Source organism: Streptomyces sp. O3 (assembly GCF_054788135.1).
The window spans coordinates 29,270-50,315 of sequence record NZ_JBTVYK010000051.1 but is presented as its reverse complement, the minus strand read 5'-3'; the positions used below and the strand labels follow the sequence as shown (position 1 = coordinate 50,315).

The 21,046-nt window shown below is 74.3% G+C and carries 14 protein-coding genes; 6 read left to right on the top strand and 8 right to left on the bottom strand.

Annotated features, from left to right (window positions below):
* Positions 1–152: 152 nt before the first annotated feature.
* The 3 genes from ACX6XY_RS23505 to yczE form a co-directional block, all read right to left on the bottom strand.
* On the bottom strand, positions 153–530 hold the full coding sequence (locus ACX6XY_RS23505) for an RNA polymerase-binding protein RbpA (RefSeq protein ID WP_460334193.1): 378 nt from the start codon (positions 528–530) through the stop codon (positions 153–155).
* A gap of 292 nt (positions 531–822) precedes the next feature.
* Positions 823–1,557, bottom strand: a complete 735-nt coding sequence (locus ACX6XY_RS23500; protein WP_460334199.1) for a glycerophosphodiester phosphodiesterase family protein — start codon at positions 1,555–1,557, stop codon at positions 823–825.
* Positions 1,558–1,586: 29 nt separating this feature from the next.
* Complete coding sequence (gene yczE / locus ACX6XY_RS23495) at positions 1,587–2,276, bottom strand: membrane protein YczE (protein WP_460334190.1); 690 nt, start codon at positions 2,274–2,276, stop codon at positions 1,587–1,589.
* 100 nt (positions 2,277–2,376) lie between these two features.
* Here yczE and ACX6XY_RS23490 point away from each other — a divergent pair, with 100 nt between their 5' ends.
* Complete coding sequence (locus ACX6XY_RS23490; RefSeq protein ID WP_460334187.1) at positions 2,377–3,876, top strand: SCO1417 family PLP biosynthesis transcription factor; 1,500 nt, start codon at positions 2,377–2,379, stop codon at positions 3,874–3,876.
* A gap of 107 nt (positions 3,877–3,983) precedes the next feature.
* Here the strand turns inward: ACX6XY_RS23490 and ACX6XY_RS23485 are convergent, their stop codons facing one another.
* Positions 3,984–5,654 carry a hypothetical protein gene (locus tag ACX6XY_RS23485; RefSeq protein ID WP_460334184.1) on the bottom strand — a complete coding sequence of 557 codons (1,671 nt, stop codon included), beginning with the start codon at positions 5,652–5,654 and terminating at the stop codon, positions 3,984–3,986.
* Between the two features lie 28 nt (positions 5,655–5,682).
* The gene (locus ACX6XY_RS23480) at positions 5,683–5,877 is read right to left on the bottom strand and encodes a hypothetical protein (protein ID WP_460334181.1); all 195 of its coding nucleotides are present in this window, start codon (positions 5,875–5,877) and stop codon (positions 5,683–5,685) included.
* 307 nt (positions 5,878–6,184) lie between these two features.
* On the opposite strand from ACX6XY_RS23480, the gene ACX6XY_RS23475 reads away from it, so the two are divergent.
* The 5 genes from ACX6XY_RS23475 (at position 6,185) to ACX6XY_RS23455 (ending at position 16,163) form a co-directional block, all read left to right on the top strand.
* Positions 6,185–6,577, top strand: coding sequence for an ankyrin repeat domain-containing protein (locus ACX6XY_RS23475; protein WP_460334179.1), 393 nt, complete (start codon positions 6,185–6,187; stop codon positions 6,575–6,577).
* A gap of 316 nt (positions 6,578–6,893) precedes the next feature.
* Positions 6,894–8,312, top strand: coding sequence for a HEAT repeat domain-containing protein (locus ACX6XY_RS23470; protein ID WP_460334176.1), 1,419 nt, complete (start codon positions 6,894–6,896; stop codon positions 8,310–8,312).
* A gap of 91 nt (positions 8,313–8,403) precedes the next feature.
* Complete coding sequence (locus ACX6XY_RS23465; RefSeq protein WP_460334174.1) at positions 8,404–9,918, top strand: hypothetical protein; 1,515 nt, start codon at positions 8,404–8,406, stop codon at positions 9,916–9,918.
* A 112-nt stretch (positions 9,919–10,030) separates the two neighbouring features.
* On the top strand, positions 10,031–10,927 hold the full coding sequence (locus ACX6XY_RS23460) for a hypothetical protein (RefSeq protein WP_460334172.1): 897 nt from the start codon (positions 10,031–10,033) through the stop codon (positions 10,925–10,927).
* Positions 10,928–10,982: 55 nt separating this feature from the next.
* Entirely contained in the window at positions 10,983–16,163 is a 5,181-nt protein-coding gene (locus tag ACX6XY_RS23455) for a hypothetical protein (protein WP_460334169.1), read from the top strand.
* On the opposite strand, the gene ACX6XY_RS23450 is transcribed toward ACX6XY_RS23455, so the two are convergent.
* The 3 genes from ACX6XY_RS23450 to ACX6XY_RS23440 are packed head-to-tail and all read right to left on the bottom strand — an operon-like array spanning position 16,069 to position 21,002.
* The gene (locus ACX6XY_RS23450; protein ID WP_460334166.1) at positions 16,069–17,334 is read right to left on the bottom strand and encodes an aromatic ring-hydroxylating oxygenase subunit alpha; all 1,266 of its coding nucleotides are present in this window, start codon (positions 17,332–17,334) and stop codon (positions 16,069–16,071) included. The genes ACX6XY_RS23455 and ACX6XY_RS23450 overlap by 95 nt on opposite strands.
* 22 nt (positions 17,335–17,356) lie before the next feature.
* Positions 17,357–18,511: an N-methyl-L-tryptophan oxidase gene (gene solA, locus ACX6XY_RS23445; protein ID WP_460334163.1), complete on the bottom strand. Its 1,155-nt coding sequence runs from the start codon at positions 18,509–18,511 to the stop codon at positions 17,357–17,359.
* Positions 18,512–18,557: 46 nt separating this feature from the next.
* The gene (locus tag ACX6XY_RS23440; protein WP_460334160.1) at positions 18,558–21,002 is read right to left on the bottom strand and encodes a GcvT family protein; all 2,445 of its coding nucleotides are present in this window, start codon (positions 21,000–21,002) and stop codon (positions 18,558–18,560) included.
* Between the last annotated feature and the right edge of the window lie 44 nt (positions 21,003–21,046).

Here is a 21,046-nt window from a genome sequence, read left to right as displayed (position 1 = left end):
GCGCGGGCCCCCGGGGGGCTCCCGCGTGGCATCACGGGGACCCCCCCGGGCCCCCCCCCCCCACCCGGGGGGGGGGGCCCCCCCCGGGGGGGCCCCCCCCCACGGCCTGTCGTGCGCTCGCTGCTCGCCCCTGAACGCCGCGGTACGCGGAGTCAGGCGGACTTGCGGCTGTTGTCCCGCGGGTGCACGGCGATGTTCATGGCTCCGGAGCGCAGGATGGCCAGGCGCTCGGCCAGGACCTCCTCCAGCTCCTCGCGGGTGCGCCGCTCCATGAGCATGTCCCAGTGCGTACGCGCGGGCTTGCCCTTCTTCTCTTCGGGCCCGTCGCCATCCACCAGGAGTGCCTGGGCCCCGCAGACCTTGCACTCCCACTCCGGCGGGATCTCCGCCTCCACCGAGAACGGCATCTCAAAACGATGGCCGTTGTCGCATGCGTACTCCACGGCCTGGCGCGGGGCCAGGTCGATGCCGCGGTCGGTCTCGTAGCTGGTCACTACGAGGCGCGTGCCGCGAAGAGCTCGCTCACTCATGAATCGTGCCTCCCGGGCTTGTCGCCCACAGGACAGGTGTCGCTGTCGTCGTCATCCGGTCAACGTCCGGTCGGCGGTAAAGATTCCCGTTCCGGGTCATGCGTCGCCGTCGTAGCCGCCCCTTGTTGTACCCACCAGCGCCCGGTTTGTCACATCTAGCAGGAGATGTCACCCAGGGGTTCTCTCTCTTCAGCGCGCAGTAACGGTCCGCCCGGCAAGTCAAAGGCGTACACTACCGGCCTTCGGCCTGAACGGCTAAATCCGCGCGGGGACGATCGCCCGACGGGCTCACTCAGACCCAGGCTCCTCGCTCTGTGAGCACTTCGGCGAGTGTTTCGATCGCGTCGGTCACGATTCCGTCCACGCCGAGGTCGAGCAGGGCGTTCATCCGCTCGCGGTCGTTCACCGTCCACACATGGACCTGGAGTCCGCGCGCGTGCGCGGCCCGCACGAACCGGCGGTCGACGACCCGCACCCCCGAACGGACCTCCGGCACCTGGGCGCACACCGCCGACCGCCGTGGCATCGCCGGGACGCCGAACGAACGCAGCCGCAGTCCGCACACGCCACGCGTGCCGAGCGACGTCGCCAGGCGCGGGCCCGCCAGGCGCTGGGCGCGCGCCACCCGGCGTTCGGAGAACGAGCCGACGCACACCCGGCCCCAGGCCCCGGTGCGCCGGACGAGGTCGAGCAGCGGCATCAGGGCGGCCTCCGTCTTGAGGTCCACGTTCCAGCGCGCGCCGGGGAACTCCTCCAGGAGCTCCTCAAGGAGCGGCACCGGCTCGACGCCCGCCACGCGCGCGTGGCGCACGACGCTCCACGGCAGGTCCGCGATCCTGCCCCCGCTGTCCGTCACCCGGTCCAGGGTCGCGTCATGGAAGGCCACCAGCCGCCCGTCGGCCGTGGCGTGCACATCGGTCTCCAGGTAGCGGTACCCGGAGCCGACCGCCCGCCGGAACGCGGCCGCGGTGTTCTCCAGACCGTCCGCCGCCCCGCCCCGGTGGGCGAAGGCGAGCGGGCCCGGCATGTCGAGATAGGGATGTCGTACGGGGATGCTCACCGGGGAAGTATCGCCCGCTCGCGTGGCGCACCGGCGACCACCGTGCCGCCGCCGGACGGCGAAGGGACGGCGAACAGTCGCAGGAAGTACTGCGCGAGCGGGCCGATCGCCAGCGCGTAGGCGACGGTGCCGAGCCCCACCGTGCCGCCGAGGGCGAAGCCGACGGCGACCACGGTGACCTCGACGGTGGTGCGCACCAGCCGGATCGAGCGCCCGGTGATCCGGTGCAGGCCGGTCATCAGGCCGTCCCGCGGGCCGGGGCCGAAGCGGGCGGAGATGTACATGCCGGTCGCCGCCCCGTGCAGCACGATCCCGACGACCAGCAGGGGAACCCGTACCGCCAGGCCGTGGACCTCCGGCAGGACCGCGAGCGAGGCGTCCATGGCCATGCCGATCACGAGGACGTTGGAGACCGTGCCGAGGCCCGGACGCTGCCGCAGCGGTATCCACAGCAGCAGCACCGCCGCGCCCAGGATGGTCAGCACGACGCCCATGCTGAGTCCGGTCAGCTCCGCCAGACCCTGGTGCAGCACGTTCCACGGCTCAAGACCCAGCCCCGAGCGGACCAGCAGCGCCGAACTCGCGCCGTACAGCACCAGCCCGACGTACAGCTGGAGCAGTCTGCGCGCGAGCAGCCTGCGCGGGGACTGGGTCCGCGGAACCGTGAGTGTGGCTGATCCGGACAAGTTGTGCCCCCCGGTGGTGGTAGTGGCCTGACCCGTGACACTCTGTGGCTTGTAGCGCGATGCCAACTATGGCCAATTCGAGGAAGGTGGACTGGTCTGTATGGCCCAGTGGACTTCGGCGGTGGGCTCCACTCAGCTCGCCCGGCTGATCGGTTCCCAGCAGGAGCGCCCCGCGGGCGCGGGCACCCGCCGCCCGCCCGCGTACCGGTCCCTGGCCGACGGCATCCGGCTGCTGGTCCTGGAGGGCCGGGTCCCGGTGGCCGCCCGGCTGCCCGCCGAACGCGAGCTGGCACAGGCGCTGAACGTCAGCCGCACCACCGTCGCCGCCGCCTACGAGGCGCTGCGCGGCGAGGGTTTCCTGGAGTCCCGCAGAGGGGCGGGCAGCTGGACCGCCGTCCCCGCGGGCAACCCGCTGCCCGCACGCGGCCTTGAGCCGCTGCCGCCCGAGGCGCTCGGCTCCATGATCGACCTCGGCTGCGCCGCGCTGCCGGCCCCCGAGCCATGGCTGACCCGCTCCGTGCAGGGCGCGCTCGAGGAGCTCCCGCCGTACGCCCACACCCACGGCGACTACCCGGCAGGGCTGCCCGCGCTGCGCCAGATGCTCGCCGACCGCTACACCGCGCGCGGCATCCCGACCATGCCCGAACAGATCATGGTCACCACCGGGGCGATGGGCGCCATCGACGCCATCTGCCACCTCTTCGGCGGCCGCGGCGAGCGCATCGCCGTGGAGTCGCCGTCGTACGCGAACATCCTGCAGCTGATGCGCGAGGCCGGGGCCCGGCTGGTGCCGGTCGCGATGGCGGACGGCATCGCGGGCTGGGACATGGACCGCTGGCGCCAGGTGCTGCGGGACGCCGCGCCGCGCCTCGCCTACGTCGTCGCCGACTTCCACAACCCCACCGGCGCCCTGCCCGACGACGAACAGCGGCGCCGTCTGGTGGACGCCGCGCGCTCGGCGGGCACGGTCCTGGTCGCCGACGAGACGATGTCGGAGCTGTGTCTCGACGCCGACCGTGAGATGCCGCGCCCGGTGTGCGCCTTCGACCCCGGCGGCTCCACGGTCATCACGGTCGGCTCCGCGAGCAAGGCGTTCTGGGCGGGGATGCGGATCGGCTGGGTGCGGGCCGCCCCCGACGTGATCCGCAGCCTGGTCGCGGCGCGCGCGTACGCCGACCTGGGCACCCCGGTCCTGGAGCAGCTCGCGCTGAGCTGGCTGCTCGGCACGGGAGGCTGGGAGCAGGCCGTGGAGGTGCGCAGGGCGCAGGCCAGGGAGAACCGCGACGCGCTGGTCTCCGCCGTGCGCCGGGAACTCCCCGACTGGGAGTTCGAGGTACCGGCGGGCGGTCTCACGCTGTGGGCGCGTGCGGGCGGGCTCTCCGGCTCGCGGCTCGCCGAGGTCGGCGAGCGGGTGGGGGTACGGGTGCCGTCCGGGCCCCGGTTCGGTGTGGACGGCGCGTTCGAGGGCTATGTACGGCTGCCGTTCACGGTAGGGGGCGCGCTCGCCGACGAGGCGGCGGCACGGCTCGCGGCCGCCGTCCAGCTGGTGCGAACCGGCGCGGGCGGCGGGACGGAACAGCCGCGGATGTTCGTGGCCTAGGCCCTGTCTTCAAACTCCCGCCAGCTGCGCGACGCCACGGTGACATCAGCCGCTGGCGCGGCGGGCGCACTCTCGCCGCACCGGGCACGAGCCCGAGTACGAGGTCCTCAGCTCTCGGCCGCCGGAGCCGGCGCGTTCTCGGCGACGGGGACGGCGTCGGCCTTGGTGAGGACCACGGCGGCGGGCGCGGTCTCGGGCGGCCCGCTGGCCTGGGCGGCGTCGAGGGAGTCGGTGCGCGGCGGCAGCAGGTCCAGGACCGCCTGCCGGTGCGCCTCGCTGGTCGCGTCGTCGTACGGGTCAGGCGTCGCGGGCACCTGAAGCCGGTGCACCGGGCCGGTGCCGAGCCGGGCGTAGCCCCGGCCCTCAGGCGCGTCCGCGATGGGCGTGGTGGACGGCGGCGCCCCGAGCACCTCCGCCAACTGCTCCGGTGCGGCGGCGCCGAGCACCACGCGCGCGCGGGTGTGCTGCCGTACGGGATCGCTCAGGGCGTCCAGGCAGTCGAACTGGTCGGCCACCACGACCGTCACATTCGCCGCCCGGCCGTGCCGGAGCGGAACCTGAAGCAGCTCCTGCGGATCCCGCTGACCTTCCGCCGCGGCCAGCTGCGCCAGCACGCTGGGGCGGTCCAGCAGCAGCCACAGCGGCCGCCGGGTGTCATCGGGCGGCGGGTGTCCCGCCTGCCGCGCGCGGCCCGCCGCGATCAGCCGCCGCTCAGTCTCGTGCGCCGCCCACTCCAGCGTGGCCAGCGCCCCGGCAAGACCGCACTCCAGGGCCAGCACGCCGTCCCGGCCGGTGAGACAGGCGTACTCGCCGGCGCCGCCGCCCTCGACGATCAGCACGTCGCCGTGCAGCAGGGCCTGGAGGGCGACGGACCGGACCAGCGTGGTGGTGCCGCTGCCCGGCTGGCCGACGACCAGGAGATGCGGCTCGGTGGAGCGTGCCCCCGTCCGCCAGACGACGGGCGGCACATCGCGCGGCTCGTCGCCGCCGGTCACCGGCAGGGTGCGTCGCACGGTGGTCTCGTCGGTGCAGCCGAGCACCGTCTCGCCGGGGGCCGTGACGAACCGCTGGGCCGCGATGTCGGTGGGCAGCGGGTCCAGCACGGTCACCGTGAGCTGGTTGCCCTCCTCGTCCCAGGCGAAGTGGTATTCCCGTCCGCGCCCCGCCTTGGCGTGCAGCACATGCTCGATCCGCGCCCGCGACGCGGCCTCGCCGTCCGTGAAGTACGCCGGATAGCGCAGCACCAGGCGTGCGACGCGCCCGCTGTCGTCGAACTCGTGGCTGACGATGCCCTGGCCCCAGTCCCCGCCGTGGGCGTAGAGGGGGCTGGGATCGTCGGCCGCCGAGAAGTACGGCACCAGCGCCTCGTAGAGCGCCTGCAGCCGCTGCCGCTGGGCGTCGTCCGGACCTTCCGGGACCGGTGGGGTGCGGTCCCGGCCGGTCCAGGCGGCCGCCGCCATCAGGGAGATCAGGGCCACCAGCGGCCCGTACGGCATCAGCGCCACGACCAGGACGCACGCGGCCACCAGAAACAGCAGCGGACCGCGCCGGTCCTTGGGCGTCGCGGTCCACCGGTGCCGGCCGGCTGCGGCCAGTCGGCCGAGTCCCCTGCTGATGGTGATCAGCGGGTGGAGCACGTCGGTGGCGTTGTCGGCGGCCGTCCTGGCCAGCTCCCGGCTGCGGGCGAACGACGCCCTGCCGCGGGCGAACGACGCCTTGCCGCGGGCGATCGAGGCGGCGGGGCTGGTCAGAATGTGGGGGAGCGGTCGCCTGGCCACGTCTGTCTCCTGAGGTAGTCAGCCGGGGTCAGAGCTTGATCCCGCCGAGCAGGCTGGCCAGGCTCGCACCGCCGGCCGTGATGCTCGGCGCGATCGCGGTGCCCGCGAGATAGAAGCCGAAGAGGGCGCAGACCAGCGCGTGCGAGGCCTTCAGTCCGTCCTTGCGGAAGAAGAGGAAGACGATGACTCCGAGCAGCACGACGCCTGAGATGGACAGGATCATGAGTGGTTCTCCTGGTTGATGGGACAGTCACCATGAGTGCTTCCAGGTTCACAGCATGTATCCATACGACAAAAGGTGCAAATGGGTGAATTGCGGAAAGTTCTGCCTCGATGGCGGAACGTGAGCCTCCGCCCGGACGCGTCAGGCGGCCCGCCGGGTGATCCTGGGGTGATCTATGCCTCGGGCGAGCTCCGTCATGTGCCCTGGCGGGCAGTACGCTGTCGATTCACTCGTACGGCCGATCAGGCGGATGAGGCGTACCCCACCCATGCAGCGAGAGACCCATGCAGCGAAAGGCGGTCCCGTGATGACCGAAGCCCCCGATCCGGAGGTCGTGGAGCTCGCCACGAAGATCTTCGATCTGGCGCGCCAGGGCGAGACCGAGGCACTCGCCGCGTACGTCGACGCGGGCGTGCCGGTGAACCTCACCAACGACCGGGGCGACTCCCTGGTGATGCTCGCCGCCTACCACGGTCACGCGGACGCGGTCCGTGCCCTCCTGGAGCGCGGCGGCGACGCCGACAAGATCAACGACCGCGGCCAGACGCCGCTGGCCGGAGCGGTCTTCAAGGGCGAGGACGCCGTCGTCCGGACGCTCCTCGCGCACGGCGCCGACCCGGCCGCCGGGACACCGTCCGCCGTCGACACGGCCCGGATGTTCCAGAAGACGGAACTGCTGGAGCTGTTCGGCGCCGAGTGACGGCCCCACGGGGGAACAGGGGCGACCGGCAGCGGGCCGACAGCGGGTCGGCAGGGGGACAGAACGGGGGGAGCCACAGAAATCTGGTCGCGGCAGCCGGAACGGCTGGGCCATCATGACGTCGTGATTCACGGACGGGATGGCTGGGCAGACGCTGCACCACGCGGACCGTGAGGCCCGTATCGGGCCACCGACGAGAGGCAGAGGAAGATGGTCTACAGCAAGCAAGAGACGACGGGTAGCCGTACGTGTTGTCACGCGGCCAGGTAGTGCGTGATCCCCTGTTGCGTCGACAGCTTGATGTGAGGCTTTTCCCATGTTCGACACGGTCATAGCGCCCAGCGGAACCCTGCTCGGCCTGCTCCAGCGGGGCCGCGGCGACGGCACCCTGCACGCTCTCACGGCACCCCGCGCCGAGGCGCTCGCGGCACTCAACCACTGCGTGCTGAGCGATCCACGCCACGACTGGCAGGTGGAGAACCGCTCGCTCTACTACGCCCGGCTCTACCTCGACCTGCACGGCGGACTCGACGAGATCGAGCGGCACCTGTTCTGCGGCGCCGACGTGGTCGACACCGACGAGTCACGCACCGGACTCGCCCTCGCCGTACTCGGCCACCTCGCCTCCTACGGCAGGGGCGACGCGCTGGCCCTGCTGCGCAGGTACGCCGCGAGCGGCACCGGCTGGGCCTGGGCCCTGGACGAGCTGGCCCTGCGCGACGAGGACGCGGGCCTGCGCACGCTGGCCGAACCGGTCCTGGCCAGGTTCCCGCGCACCCCCGAAGGCGAGGCCGAGCTCGCGGCCGCCATCCGCGACGCCTTTGAACCACGACCGTGGCGGCTGTGGGCCGACGACCCGCGCGAGGCCGTGGCCAGCAGGGTCAGGGCGGCGCGCGAGCGCGGCTCGTTCGACCAGTGGCAGCGGCAGCTCCGGTCGTCGGGCCCCGGCCCCGGCTGGAGCGTACGCGCCGTCTTCGACTGGGCCGAAGAAGCCGTCGAACGGGGCGCCGGACGGCATGTGCCCGCGGCCCGATGTCTGGCCGCGGTCGCCGGACCCGACGACCGCGCGGAGATCCTCGCGACCGCCCGCGCGGGCGGCGACGGGGCGCGCAGCACGGCACTGCGCTACCTCGCGGACGCGCGCGACACCGCCGTGCTCGACCTGGTCGACGCCGCCATGGCCGACGGCGGCCGTACGGTCGTGGACGCCGCGCTGGACGCCTTCGAGCGGATGCAGAGCGACGCCGCCGTGGACCGCGCGCGTGGCTGGGTGCACCGGCCCGACGCGCTCGGCGCCGCCGCGGGCCGGGTGCTCGCCTGCCGAGGCGGCGCCGACGACGCGCCCCTCGTACTCGCGGCGCTGCGCGAGGCGGTACGCGGCGAAGGCCCCGACGCGCCGACGCTGTGGACCCTGGTCGACGGCGCGGGACGGCTCGGCATCTCCTGCGCGGCCCCCGTACTGCGCCACGTCTACCGCGAGACCGCCTCCTCCCAGCTGCGCGGCCGGACCGCCCGCGCCCTGGCCGCCACCGACCGCTCCTTCGCCGCGGGCTTCGCCGTCGAATGCCTGTGGGACTGCGAGGAGTCCACCCGCGAGGTCGCCGCCCGGCACGCCGAGACCGGTGACATGCGCGTGGTCGACCAGCTCCGCAGGCTCGCCGCCGACCCGGCCGAAGAAGACGAGGTACAGACGGCGGTACGCAGCCGGATCGGACCCGACGCGCCCGCCGTGTGAGACCCCTCCGGCGGGTGTACGGCACCGCCCGCAGGGGCCGCCACCTGCGCCGTTTCGGCTGTTGTCAGTGTGACCGCATAACCTTTCCGACGTGACTGCACCTGCCCCGGCCAAAAGTGTCGCTCCGGGCCCGGCCGCCGACGAGGGCCTGGCCCGGCGGCTGCGCGCCCTCGCCTGCACAGCGCCGCTGCACGACCTCGACGTACGCAAGGCCAACCTGGCCGGCGCCTACTCGGTGTACGCGATGGCGGAGGTCGCGCTCTCCGCCATCGACCTGGTCACGCTGAACATGGACTTCGACACCGGCGCCGACCACGAACAGATCGTGACCAGGCTCGTCCCGCGCGTCGCCGCCCAGGCGCCCCAGCGCCCCGCCGCCGAACACGAGCGGGTGGCCCGCTGGGTCCTGGAGAACCTGATCAACGTCGGCAGCGCCGACCGCGGCTTCCGCGCCGTGTACGGCACCTTCGCCCCCGACGGCTCGTACGTCCGCCGCGACTACGACTTCAAACTCATCGAGGAAGTGCCCGGCTACGGCGGCGGTGTCTATCTGCGCACCACGGACGAAGCGGTCAACGTCCTGGTGGGCGCGCTGGACACGGACGTCACCAGCGCCCAGATCGCGGCCGAGGTCAAGCTGGAGGTGCTGATCAGCCGCGGCCGCCTCGCCGACGCGCAGCTCGCCGCCGAGCAGGCCCGCTACCGCACCGTGCAGTACTCCGAGTCGCTGCGCCGCGCCCTGGACGCCACCCGGCGCAACGTCCGGGCGGTGGACTGGCTCCAGGCCGTTCCCGACATGATCGACGAGGCGCTCGACCACGTCGCCGACCGGTACCGCCACGAGAACGCCATCCTGACCAACATCCGCAAGGCCAGGGACGAGGCCGACACCGGCGCCGACCCCAAGACCGCCGAGCACAAGCGGCGCGCCGCCGAACTCGTCGACATCGTCAAGGACTGCATCCGCCGCCACACCCAGCTGCAGTCCCGGCTCCTGGAGGCGGGACCGCTGTTCCGCGCCGAGCAGGACCGGCAGGCCTTCGCCACCCCCGCCGCCCGCTCGGGCCTCGACCTGTACGGCCAGCTGGTCGCCCCCGCACTGCCGCTCCCGGTGGAGCGGGCGAGCCGGGTCACGGACGCGTTCTTCGCGCGCGGCACCGGGCCGCGCACCCCGACGTCGGTGCGCGTCGGCGACCTCGTCGAGATGCTGCTCACACCCCCGGTGGAGCGCGAGCACCTGGGCGCCGAGATGCCCGAACCCGACCTGATCGCCACCCCGGACGACAGCAGGTTCAGCGAACGCCAGCTGGCCGACGCCATGGAACTGCTCGACCTGGAGCACGACGCGCCGCGCCGGCTGTCCGGGCTGCTCGCCGAAGCCCGCCGCCGGGACCCCGAACTGCCCTACCTCGTCGCCCTGCTGGCCGTGCACGCCGCCAGCCCGCCGGTCGGCACCGCCTACCGCCAGGGAGAGCAGCGGCTGCTGTTCGCCGTGGACGACGGCACCGAGCTGGACGACCCGGAGTTCGGCGGCGCCGACCTGATCGTCGGCACCGCCCTGCTCGACGCCGTCGGCATGGCCGCGGACCGTACGGAGGCCGCGTGATGGTTGTTTTCCCCAGTCCCGCCCCTTCCCGAAGCCGGGGACTCAGCCCCTGGACCCCCGGTCCTCACACGCCGGACGGGCTGAACGGCGACCCCCAGCTAGGAGCACACCCGTGACCGACCACCACGCAGACACCGCCGCGTGGAGTGAGCCAGAGGCCCGCCCCGCGCCCGTAGCGGTGACCCCCGCCGACGCCGCCGACGCCGCGCGGCTGGTGTCCTTCGGGCTCCAGCCCAAGCTGACGCCCGCCCGCGACGCCGAGTACACCGAGCTGCTCCGCCGCTACCGCGACGACCCGCCCTTCGCCCGGCTCGCGGACGCCGTGGCCACCGGTCTCGGACTCGTCGTCCTGGAGGTGTCACCGCGCGCGGGGATGGCCGTGACCGCCGCCGAGGACTCCGTGTTCGCCGTCCGCATGGGCGACTACGCCCGGCGCGCCTCGTCCGACGCGGGCGACCGTTTCCTGCACGGCCTCGCCCACCTCGCGATCGCCGCCATGGCCTTCCCACGCCCCGAAGACCTCGCCGACGACGGATACATCGGACGCGTCACGGTCAACGGCGTCGACGCGTTCGTCCGCCAGGCCTGCCGCCGCCTGGAAGAACGCGCCGAGGAACAGGGCGAGAACACCGACCCCGCCACAAACGCCCCCGGCCTGGAGGCGGCCTGGCGGATCTGGGCCCGGCGCACCGCCACCGGCGCCACCAAGGACGCGCGCCGCCTCGCCGGTTCCACCACCGGCATCGTCGGCAAGGCCGCCGCCTTCCTCACCGACTCCGGGTTCCTGCAGCGCACCGGCGACGACTCCGGAGGCACGTACCGCACCACCGCCCGCTACCAGCTCCAGGTGCGCGACATGGCGGGCAGCGCCGCCCTGTCCGAACTGCTCGACCTGGGCGTCGTGCCGGTCACCGACGGCACCGCGAGCCTCATCCCCGCCGACGACGGCGAGGACCTGGAGCTGGCCCCCGGCGCAGGGCTCCCCTTCCACGCCGCCCCACAGCCCTGAGCCCAGGCCCCCGCACACGCTTACCCCCCTCAGACTGACGACGAGAGTCCCCGCCATGTACGAGCTGTCCCGGGTCCGCCTCTACTCCATCGGCCCAGCCGGCGCCCGCTACGCCGACACCGTGCTCGACCTGCGCGGAGTGGGCCCGGCCGTGCCGAACCCCGCCCCCACCCAGGCGGAGTTCTTCGAGGACGAGCCCACCGGGCCGCCGCGCCGCCCGGCCCCCGCCGGAGTGCTCTTCCTGGAGAACGGCGGCGGCAAGTCGGTCCTGCTCAAGCTGATCTTCTCGGTGATGCTGCCCGGCCACCGCAACACCCTCGGCGGCGCCAGCTCCGGAGTGCTGCGCAAGTTCCTGCTCGCCGACGACTGCGGGCATGTGGCCCTGGAATGGCAGCACACCCAGACCGGCGAGTGCGTGGTCGTCGGCAAGGTGAGCGAGTGGCGCGGACGGCAGGTGTCGGGCGACCCGCGGAAGTTCGCCGAGGCCTGGTACTCGCTGCGCCCCGGCCCCGGAATGAGCCTGGACAACCTGCCGGTGGCCGAGTCCACGGCGGTACGTCCGGTGGCCGAGGGCGCGTCGGGGGCGCGGGGCCGCCGTCGCACCATGAAGGGATTCCGGGACGCGCTGACCGAGGCGGGCAAGACCTACCCCCACCTGGAGGTGCACTGGGAGGAGATCCACGACCGCTGGAACGAACACCTCGGCGACCTCGGTCTGGACCCCGAACTCTTCCGCTACCAGCGCGAGATGAACGCCGACGAGGGTGAGGCGGCCGGGCTCTTCGCGGTCAAGAAGGACTCCGACTTCACCGACCTGCTGCTGCGCGCCGTCACCGACACACGGGACACCGACGGGCTCGCCGACCTGGTGAGCGGCTTCGGCGCCAAGCTGGGACGGCGCGCGGAGCTGATCGCCGAGCGCGACTTCACGGCGGGCTCGGTCGACCTGCTCGGACGCATCGTGGAGGCGTCCGACACGCGGGCACGCGCGCGTGAGGTGCACACCGCCGCCGAGCGGCGCACCCGCACGCTGTCCCGCAGGCTCTCCGCGCGCGCCGCCCAGGAGCGCGCCAGCGCCGCCGACCTGGCCGGGCGGGTCACCGCCGCCGCGCACGCCGTCACCGAGGCCGAGCGGACCCGCGGCCGCAGTGCGCTGATCGCGGCCGAACTCGCCTACCGCAACGCGTCCCTGGCGCTGTCCGCCGCGGAGAAGTCGGCCGCGGCGCACAAGCGCGAGCTCGCCGAGGCGCGCACCCTGCACGCGGCCTGGCAGGCGGCCGAGGCGGTGCTGCGGCATCGCGCGGCCGCCGACCGCTCGGCACGCGTCGCCGCCGCCATCCGCGAGGCCGAGCGGGACGCCGCGCCCGCCCTGGCCGCCCGCGCGAAGGCCGCCGCCGATCTCGTACGCGCCCTGCACACCGCGGCGGCGGACGGCGAGCGCCTGGCCAACGAGGAGGAGGAGCGGTCCGCGGTACTCCTGGAGACCGGCGAGGCCGCCCACCGGGACGCCACGGTCGCCGCGACCGACGCGCAGCGGGCCCGCAGCGAGAGCGGCCATCTGCGCCAGCGTCTGGCCGAGGTCGAGCAGGAGACCGCGGAGGCCGTGCGCGCCGGGTGGCTGGACGACGCGGCCCCGGACGCCGACCCCGCCCGCGCGGCGCTGGCCGCGAGCGACGCCGAGAAGACCGCGGTCGCCGCCTGGGACGCGGCCCGCGAGGCGTCCCGTGCGGCCGCCGAGCGCGCCAAGGAGACCGCGGCCGCCGAGGCACGCGCCGAACTCACCGCCGCCCGCGCCGCGGACGCCGCCGCGGCGGCCTCCGCGGCGCACGACGGCGAGCGCCGCACCGCCGAGGCACTCGCCGCGGAGGAACGCCTGGCCGAGCTGCTGAGCCTGCCGACACCCGGCCCCATCGTGCCGCCAGCCCGCCCCCAGGACACCCCCGACCCCGCCGCCACCCCGCCGGACGCCCAGCCCCCGGCAGCGAGCGAGCCCGGCGACGCCGCTGCGGCCGACGCGGGGCCTGGCCCCTCGGGCGATGCCCGGTCGGGTGCCCGGCGCGTGCCGGGGGTGGCGGGTACCGGTGGCCGCGCCGCGGGCCCGGCGGACGGGCAGGGGCCGACAGAGGGGGAGCCCGGCGGTGGTCTGACAGGTGACGTCCGGTCGGGCGTCGGGGGCGTTTCGGGGGCGGCGGACGCCGGGGGGCGTGCCGCGGGCGCTGTGTCTGGCGAGGCGGGGCCGGACAGCTCAGCCGATGGGGTGGCCGCTGCCGGGGTGTCCGGGGCGGAGGGACCCCAGGGGCTCGGCGCGGCCGCCCGCGCTACGGCCGCCACGCCCGTTCGGGCCACGGACGGGCAGGAGGCCGCGCGGCCCGTCGGTCGTGCGGCGGGGCGCCGCACCGCCGAGGACGGCCCCCTGAGCGCGGCCGAACTGGACCGTTACGCCGACGAGCTGAGCGAGCTGCTGGAGCAGGGCGTCGCCTCCGCCGAGCGTCAGCTCTTCGACCTGCGCACGGCCGCCGCCGACGACGCCCGCATCCTCGGCGCACTGGGCGACGGCGGACTGCTGCCCCCCGGCCCTGACGTGCTCGCCACCGTCGAGTACCTGGGCGAGCACGGCATCCCCGCGCTCCCCGGCTGGCGCTACCTCGCCCAGGCCGTCGACCCGGCCGACCACGCGCGCGTACTCGCCGCCCGCCCCGAACTGGTCGACGGCGTCGTCATCACCGACCCCGCGACGCACGCCCGCGCCCGCGAGACGCTGGCCGACGCCGCGCTGCTGCCCCGCTCCACGGTGGCCGTCGGCACCGCCGCCGCCCTGCTCGCCCCCACTCCGGGCCCCGGCGCCGACGACGGCAGCGGTGAGGAAGTATTCCTCGTACCGCCGAACCCGGCCATGCACGACGAGCAGGCCGCCGACGAGGAACGGCACGCCCTGCGGGCCCGCGCCACCCAGCGCGACGAGGAGATCAGGGCGCTCGCCGCCCGCCTGGGCAAGGACCGCGAGCTCGCCGCCCGGCTCGCCTCCTGGCGCGCGGGCTGCCCGGCGGGGCGACTCGCCGAACTCGCCGCCGCCGCCGAGACGGCCCGCGCCTTCGCAGACGAGGCCGAGGCCGAACTGGTCGAGGCCCGCACCGCACGCGCCGAGGCCGACGAGGCCGCCGCCGACACCGCGCGCGTACGGGACGAGCGCCAGGACGCCGCCCAGCGCGCCCGCCGCGCCGCCGACGCACTCGCCGGACTCGCGTTCCGGCTGCGGGAACGCGCCGGATGGCAGGTGAAGCTGCGCGAACTGGCCGATGACGCCGTCGAGTCCGAGGCCAAGGCGCAGGCCTGCCTGGAGCGCGCCAGGGCCGCCGACGAGGACCGCCGCGCCGCCCAGCGCGCCGCCGACGACGCCCGCCGCACGGCCCGCGCCCTGCGCGCCGAGCGCGCCGAGATCGCGGGCGCGCCCGACGAGATCCCCGAGGACGCCCCCGAGCGGACACCCGGTCACGAGGCCGCCGAAGGCGACGCCCCGCGCGTCGCCCTGCCCGCCCTGCGGGAGGCCTACCGCGCCGCGTCCCAGCTGTACGAGAAGGTCGGCGTCGGCGCCGACCTGCGCGCCGAACAGGCCCGCGCCGAGAGCGACGAGAGCGCCGCGCTCGCCCAGCTCGACCGCCTCAGCAACAAGGTCCGCACTCGCGCCGCCACCCTCCTGGAGGGCCCGGACGGCGCCGACGGACCGTCCCGGCAGGCCGCGGCGGCCCGCGCCGAGTCCCTGGTGCAGATGCTGGAGACCCGCGCCTCCGCCGCGAGCGAGCAACTCGGCCGCCTGCGCGGCGAGGCCGAGCGGCACGCACCCGATGACGGCGAGGCGCACACCGAACTGCCGGACGCCCTGGTCCCGGCCGACGCCGAGCACGCCCAGACCCTGCTGCGCACCGCCACCGCCGACCTGGCCGCCCACACCGAGGCGCTCCACCAAGCCCAGGAGGCGCACGCCGAACTCCTGCGCGCGCACCGCGCGGCCGAGGACGCCGCGGGCGGCTTCGACGAGACCGCGGCGCTCCTGCGCGACCTGCTGCGCGACCACCCCGCGGGCGAACACGACGAACCCGAGGCCCCCGAGCCCTACCCCGGCACCCTGGAGGAGGCCCGCACGTCCGCCGCCGAGACCCGGCGCTCCCTGCGCGGCTGCGCCGCCGACCTGTCCGCCGCCGACGCGGCGGTCCGCGAGAGCGGCGACGTCCTGGTCCGGCACGCCAACTCCACCCGGTACGAGCAGGTCCGCACCCCGGCCCGCCAGCAGATCCGCGAACTGCCCGCCGCCGCCCTGCCCGAGCACGCCCACAGGTGGGCCGAGGCGTTCGCGCCCCGCCTGCGCGTCCTCACCGACGAGCTGGAGCAGCTGGAGCGCAACCGCGACAGCATCGTGGACCGCCTGCGCGGCCTGGTGGAGTCCGCGCTGGCCACCCTGCGGTCGGCCCAGCGCCTGTCCCGGCTCCCCGAGGGCCTCGGCGAGTGGTCGGGCCAGGAGTTCCTGCGCATCCGCTTCGACGAACCCGACCAGGCCACCCTCACCGAACGCCTCGGCGAGGTCGTCGACGACGCCACCCGCGCGGCCCTGAAGAAGAAGTCCGCGACGGCGTACGGGGAGGGCCGCCGCGACGGCATGTCCCTCCTGCTCAGGGGCGTCCAGGCGGCGCTGGAGCCACGCGGTGTCGCTGTCGAGATCCTCAAGCCGGACGCCGTGCTGCGCGCCGAGCGCGTCCCGGTCGGCCAGATGGGCGACGTCTTCTCCGGCGGCCAGCTGCTCACCGCCGCCATCGCCCTGTACTGCACGATGGCCGCCCTGCGCAGCAACGACCGGGGCCGGGACAAGCACCGGCACGCGGGCACGCTGTTCCTGGACAACCCCATCGGACGCGCCAACGCCACCTATCTCCTGGAGCTCCAGCGCGCCGTCTCCGACGCGCTGGGCGTGCAGCTGCTCTACACCACCGGCCTGTTCGACACCACGGCGCTCGCCGAGTTCCCGCTGGTCATCCGGCTGCGCAATGACGCGGACCTGCGGGCGGGCCTGAAGTACATCAGCGTGGAGGAGCACCTGCGTCCGGGCCTGCCCGAGCAGGACCCGGACGGCCCGACGGTGCACGGCGAGATCACGGCGACCCGGATGTACCAGCGTCCGGCGACGGAAGCGAAGGAGACGGAAGCGAAGCAGACGGAGGAGACAGAGACGGCGGCGGAGGGCTGAACGGAGACTCGCCCGCGGCGCCCGCCACATCTGGGGCGCCCGCCACGTCCGCGATCCGCTCGCGCACCCACTGGTGGAACGCCCCGATGTGGTGCTCGGACGGCACCAGCACCCCGCCGTCCCGGTAGCCACGCGAGCTCATCGCGGGCTGGGTGCGCTCACAGGCGTCGAAGTCCTGGGAGTTGACCCGGTGGAACAGCTCCACGGACGCCGACAGGTCCGCGCCGGACGCGACGACCTCCGGCGCGTACAGCCAGTCGCACTCGACGACCGTACGGTCCGGGCCGAGCGGGAACATCCGGTGCAGGATCACATGGTCGGGCACCAGGTTCACAAAGACCGTCGGCTTCACGGTGAGCGCGTAGTAGCGCCGGTCCTGTTCCTCGTCGATGCCGTCGAGCCGCCCGAAGCCCGCGCTCCCGTCCACCGTGAAGCCCTTGACCTCGTCGCCGAACGCGGCGCCGTGCCCCACGAAGTACTGGGCGGCCAGACCGTCCGCGAACTCCGGCAGGACGTCGGTGAGTTCGGGATGGATGGTGGCGCAGTGGTAGCACTCCATGAAGTTCTCGACGATCAGCTTCCAGTTGGCCCGGACGTCGTAGCTGATCCGCTTGCCCAGGGAGAGCCCGGCCACCCCGTAGCGGTCGATGGCGGCGACGTCCCCGAGGCGCTCCGCGGCCGCGCCGATGACCGTCTCCTCGAAGGACGGCGGCTCGTCGGCGAGACAGAGCCACCCGTAGCCGAGCCACTCGCGCAGCCGGACCGGCCGCAGCCCGTACGCCGAGCGGTCGATGTCGGTGAGCCGGGCGAGGTTGGGCGCCGCGATGAGCCGCCCGTCCAGGTCGTACGTCCACGCGTGGTACGGGCACTGCAGCGACCGCCGCACCTCACCGGCCGCCTCCAGACAGAGCCGGGCGCCGCGGTGACGGCAGACATTGAGGAAGGCGCGCAGCTCACCGGCGCGGTTACGGGTGACGACCACCGACTCGCGGCCGATCCGCACGGTGCGGAACGCGCCGGGCTTGTCCAGGTCGGCGGCGCGCACGGCGCAGATCCACAGCGACTCGAAGATCCGTTCCTGCTCCCGGCGGAAGACATCCGGGTCGGTGTAGTGACGGCCGGGCAGCGTCGCGATCAGACTCGGGGCGGTGACCGGGCTGGTGGTGGTCATGGGAGGCTGCCTCTCGCATCGTTCAGACGGGTGCGGTGGTGAGCCGGGACGGGTGGAACAGCTCGATGGGGTGCTCGGTGGCGCCCCGCAGCGCCAGGTCGGCGAGGATCTCCCCGACGACCGGCGCGAACTTGAATCCGTGTCCGGAGAACCCGCAGGCCACGGTGACCGATTCGGGGTGCGCCGGATGCCGGGCGAGCACGAAGTGCTGGTCGGGTGTGGTGGTGTACATGCAGGTCGCCGCATGGAGGAAGCCGCCGGGCAGCGACGGCAGCCGCCGCCGGGCCTGCGCCGCCATCGCCGCCACCTCGTCCTCGTGTACGGTCCGGTCGATCGTCTCGGGGGCGCAGACCGCGCCCTTGCGGAAGAAGGCCACCTTGGCCCCGCCGTCCGGCCCGTCGAGCGCCGGGAACCCGTAGACCTGCACTCCCGCGGCGTCCTCCCAGATGTACACGGGGTGCCGTTCGGGGCCGTACGGGCGCACACCGCCGGTCGGCTGGAACCAGTACATGACCTGCCGTTCGACGGTGAGCGGCACCCCAAGACCGGCGAGCAGCGCGGGCGCCCACGCACCTGGACAGACCACCAGCTGGCCCGCGGTGTAGCTGTCGTCGGGCGTGTGCACCCGGACGCCGTCGCGGTACGGCTCCCAGCGGGTGACCGGCTCGTCGAAGCGCAGGTCGGCGCCCGCGCGGGCGGCGAGCTGGAGCTGGGCGGCGACGGTGTTCTCCGGGCGGAGCAGCCCGGCCCGCGCCTCGTACAGCGCGACCTCGTCGTCGTCCGGGGTGAGGGTGGGGAAGCGGCGCCGGATCTCCGGCGCGTCCAGCAGCTCGTGCGGCAGGCCCCACTTGTCGGCGGAGAGCAGCGAGCCCGCGACGACCCGGCTGTCGGGGCGGCCGAGCATCAGCCCGCCGCACAGGGTGGCGATCCGCCGCCCGGAATCCCGCTCCAGGCGCGCGTACAGCTCGTAGGAGCGCAGCAGCAGCGGCACATAGGCGGGGTCCTCGAAGTACGACTGGCGGGTGATCCGGGAGCCGCCGTGGCTGGAGCCCCTGCGGTGCACCGGGCCGTACTTCTCCAGGCCGAGCACCCGCGCGCCGCGCGCCGACAGCTGCTGCGCGGCGGCGCTGCCCATGCCGCCGAGGCCGATCACGATCACGTCGTAGGCGGGGGACATCCGGGCCCCTTTCCGATGGCCGCGGTGCGTCCGCGCCGGGCGCGGCTCACCGCAGGATGCGGGTCATCTTCGGGTCGAACAGCGGTTCGTCGGCGACGGTCGCGGGCAGCCGCTCGCCGAAGTACTCGACGCGCACCGCCGCTCCCGCCGGGAGCGGCGGCAGCCAGGCGTAGGCCACGCACCGGCCCAGCGTGTAGCCGTACACGGCGCTGGTGACGTAACCGGCCGGGCCGGCCGGGCCGTTCGCGTACACCGGCTCGTTGCCGAGGACCACCGCCGCGGGGTCGTCCAGGGTGAGCGCGGTGAGCTTGCGGCGCGGCGCGGCGCGGTGTTCGAGGGCGGCGCGTCCGACGAAGTCGCCCCGGTCGAACCGGACGGCGAAGCCGACGCCCGCCTCGTACGGGGTGTGCTCGCTGGTCATGTCGTGGCCCCAGGCGCGGTAGCCCTTCTCCAGGCGCAGGCTGTTGAACGCCGAGCGCCCGGCCGCGACCACCCCGAGCGGCTGGCCCGCGGCCCACAGCGTGTCCCACAGCCGCAGCCCCAGATCGGCGCTGGTGTACAGCTCCCAGCCCAGCTCGCCGACATAGCTCAGCCGCATCGCGGTGACCGGCACCTCGCCGATGTAGGTCTGCCGGGTCTTGAAGTAGCCGAAGGCCTCGTGGGAGAAGTCGTCGGACGTCAGCGGCTGTACGAGGGCACGGGCCAGCGGGCCCCACACCCCGACGCAGCAGGTCCCGGACGTGATGTCCCGCAGGGTGACGTCGTCGGGCGCGTGCCGCCGCAGCCAGTCCAGGTCCGCGGGCGAGTTGGCCCCCACCTGGAAGCGGTGCGCGCCGAGCCGGGCGACGGTCAGGTCGGAGCGTATCCCTCCGCGCGGGTCGAGCAGCAGCGTGTACGTCACCGAACCGGGCCGCTTCGCCACGTTGTTGGAGGTCATGTACTGCAGGAAGGCCAGCGCTCCGGGCCCGTCGACCTCCAGGCGTCGGAGCGGCGTCATGTCGTACAGGGCGACCCGCTCCCGCGTCGCCCTGGCCTCGGCGGCGGCGATCGGCGACCAGTAGCGGGCCGACCAGGAGTCCCGCTCGGGGACTGTGAGGCCGTCGGTGAGCGGGGCGTTCGCCTCGTACCAGTGCGGGCGCTCCCAGCCGCCGCCCTCCAGGAAGTACGCGCCGAGTTCGCGCTGCCGGGCGTAGAACGGGCTGACCCGCAGCGGGCGCGGCCCGGCGATCGGCTGGAGCGGATGGATGACGTCGTACACCTCGTCGAACTGCCGGGCGCCCCGCTCGGCGACATAGGCGGGGGAGCGCTGGGCCTCCTCGAAGCGGGTCAGGTCGCACGCGTGGACGTCGACGCCGGGGGAGCCGGCGGTCATCCACTCGGCCACGGCCCGCGCCACGCCCGCCGAGTGCGTCACCCACACGGCCTCCGCGAGCCAGAAGCCGCGCAGCGCGGCGGACTCCCCGATCACCGGCATGCCGTCGGGCGTGAAGGAGAACACGCCGTTGAAGCCTTCCTCGACCTTGGAGCCGCCGAGCGCGGGGATCAGCCAGACGCAGTCGTCCCAGCTCGGCGCGAAGTCGTCCTCGGTGAACGGGTACGCGGACGGCATCACCGGGGCGTCGTCGTAGGCGGGCACCGCGAACGCGTCGACGGGCAGTGGGCGATGGGCGTACGAGCCGATGCCGAGCCGGTCGCCGTGCTCGCGGAAGTACAGGTCGCGGTCCTGGAAGCGCAGGATCGGCCGGGACGCCTCGGCGCCGGGCGGCTGGTCGAGTCCGGGGAGCGGCGCGGTCCTGGCGTACTGGTGGGCGAGCGGCAGCAGCGGTACGTCGACCCCGGCCAGCGCGCCGATGACCGGACCCCAGAACCCGGCCGCGGACACCACATGGTCGGCCGGGAAGGCGCCCCGGTCGGTGACCACGCCGGTGACCCGGCCGTTCTCGCGCTCCACGCCGGTGACGGTGTGCCGGTCCAGGAAGCGGGCGCCGCGCCGCTCGGCCCGCTCCCGCTGGGCGCGGCAGGCGAGCACCGCGCGGGCCAGACCGTCGCCCGGTGTGCGGAAGCCGCCGAGCACCTTGGACGCGTCGAGCAGCGGCCACAGCTCCTGGCAGGTACGCGGCGGGACGAGTTCGCCCTCGACGCCCCAGGAGGCGGCCAGGCCCGCCTTGCGGCGCAGGTCGGCCCAGCGCTCCGGCGTCGTGGCCAGCTCCAGGCCGCCCACCGGGTCGAAGCAGGGCACGCCGTCGACGCTGAGCGAGCCGAACTTCGCCACCGTGTACGCGGCGAACTCGGTCAGTGTCCTGGACGGGCTGGTCCGGAAGACCAGGCCCGGAGCGTGCGAGGTAGAGCCGCCGGGCGCGGGCAGCGGGCCCTGCTCCAGGACGGTGACGTCGCTCCAGCCGCGCGCGGTGAGCTCGTCGGCCAGGGAACACCCCACGATTCCGGCGCCGATGACCACCACACGGGGGGTGGCCGCGGGAGTGCTGGACATGTCCCTCCTCTGCGCTGCTGTGGATCCGGTGAAAGGGGGCGGGC

Bases quoted from the DNA above. Each gene is read 5' to 3' on its own strand.
- ACX6XY_RS23450 (WP_460334166.1), bottom strand. From the start codon at position 17,334: ATGACCACCACCAGCCCGGTCACCGCCCCGAGTCTGATCGCGACGCTG.
- ACX6XY_RS23490 (WP_460334187.1), top strand. From the start codon at position 2,377: ATGGCCCAGTGGACTTCGGCGGTGGGCTCCACTCAGCTCGCCCGGCTG.
- ACX6XY_RS23475 (WP_460334179.1), top strand. From the start codon at position 6,185: ATGACCGAAGCCCCCGATCCGGAGGTCGTGGAGCTCGCCACGAAGATC.
- ACX6XY_RS23480 (WP_460334181.1), bottom strand. From the start codon at position 5,877: ATGATCCTGTCCATCTCAGGCGTCGTGCTGCTCGGAGTCATCGTCTTC.
- ACX6XY_RS23505 (WP_460334193.1), bottom strand. From the start codon at position 530: ATGAGTGAGCGAGCTCTTCGCGGCACGCGCCTCGTAGTGACCAGCTAC.
- ACX6XY_RS23470 (WP_460334176.1), top strand. From the start codon at position 6,894: ATGTTCGACACGGTCATAGCGCCCAGCGGAACCCTGCTCGGCCTGCTC.
- solA (WP_460334163.1), bottom strand. From the start codon at position 18,511: ATGTCCCCCGCCTACGACGTGATCGTGATCGGCCTCGGCGGCATGGGC.
- ACX6XY_RS23440 (WP_460334160.1), bottom strand. From the start codon at position 21,002: ATGTCCAGCACTCCCGCGGCCACCCCCCGTGTGGTGGTCATCGGCGCC.
- ACX6XY_RS23455 (WP_460334169.1), top strand. From the start codon at position 10,983: ATGTACGAGCTGTCCCGGGTCCGCCTCTACTCCATCGGCCCAGCCGGC.
- ACX6XY_RS23500 (WP_460334199.1), bottom strand. From the start codon at position 1,557: ATGCCGGGCCCGCTCGCCTTCGCCCACCGGGGCGGGGCGGCGGACGGT.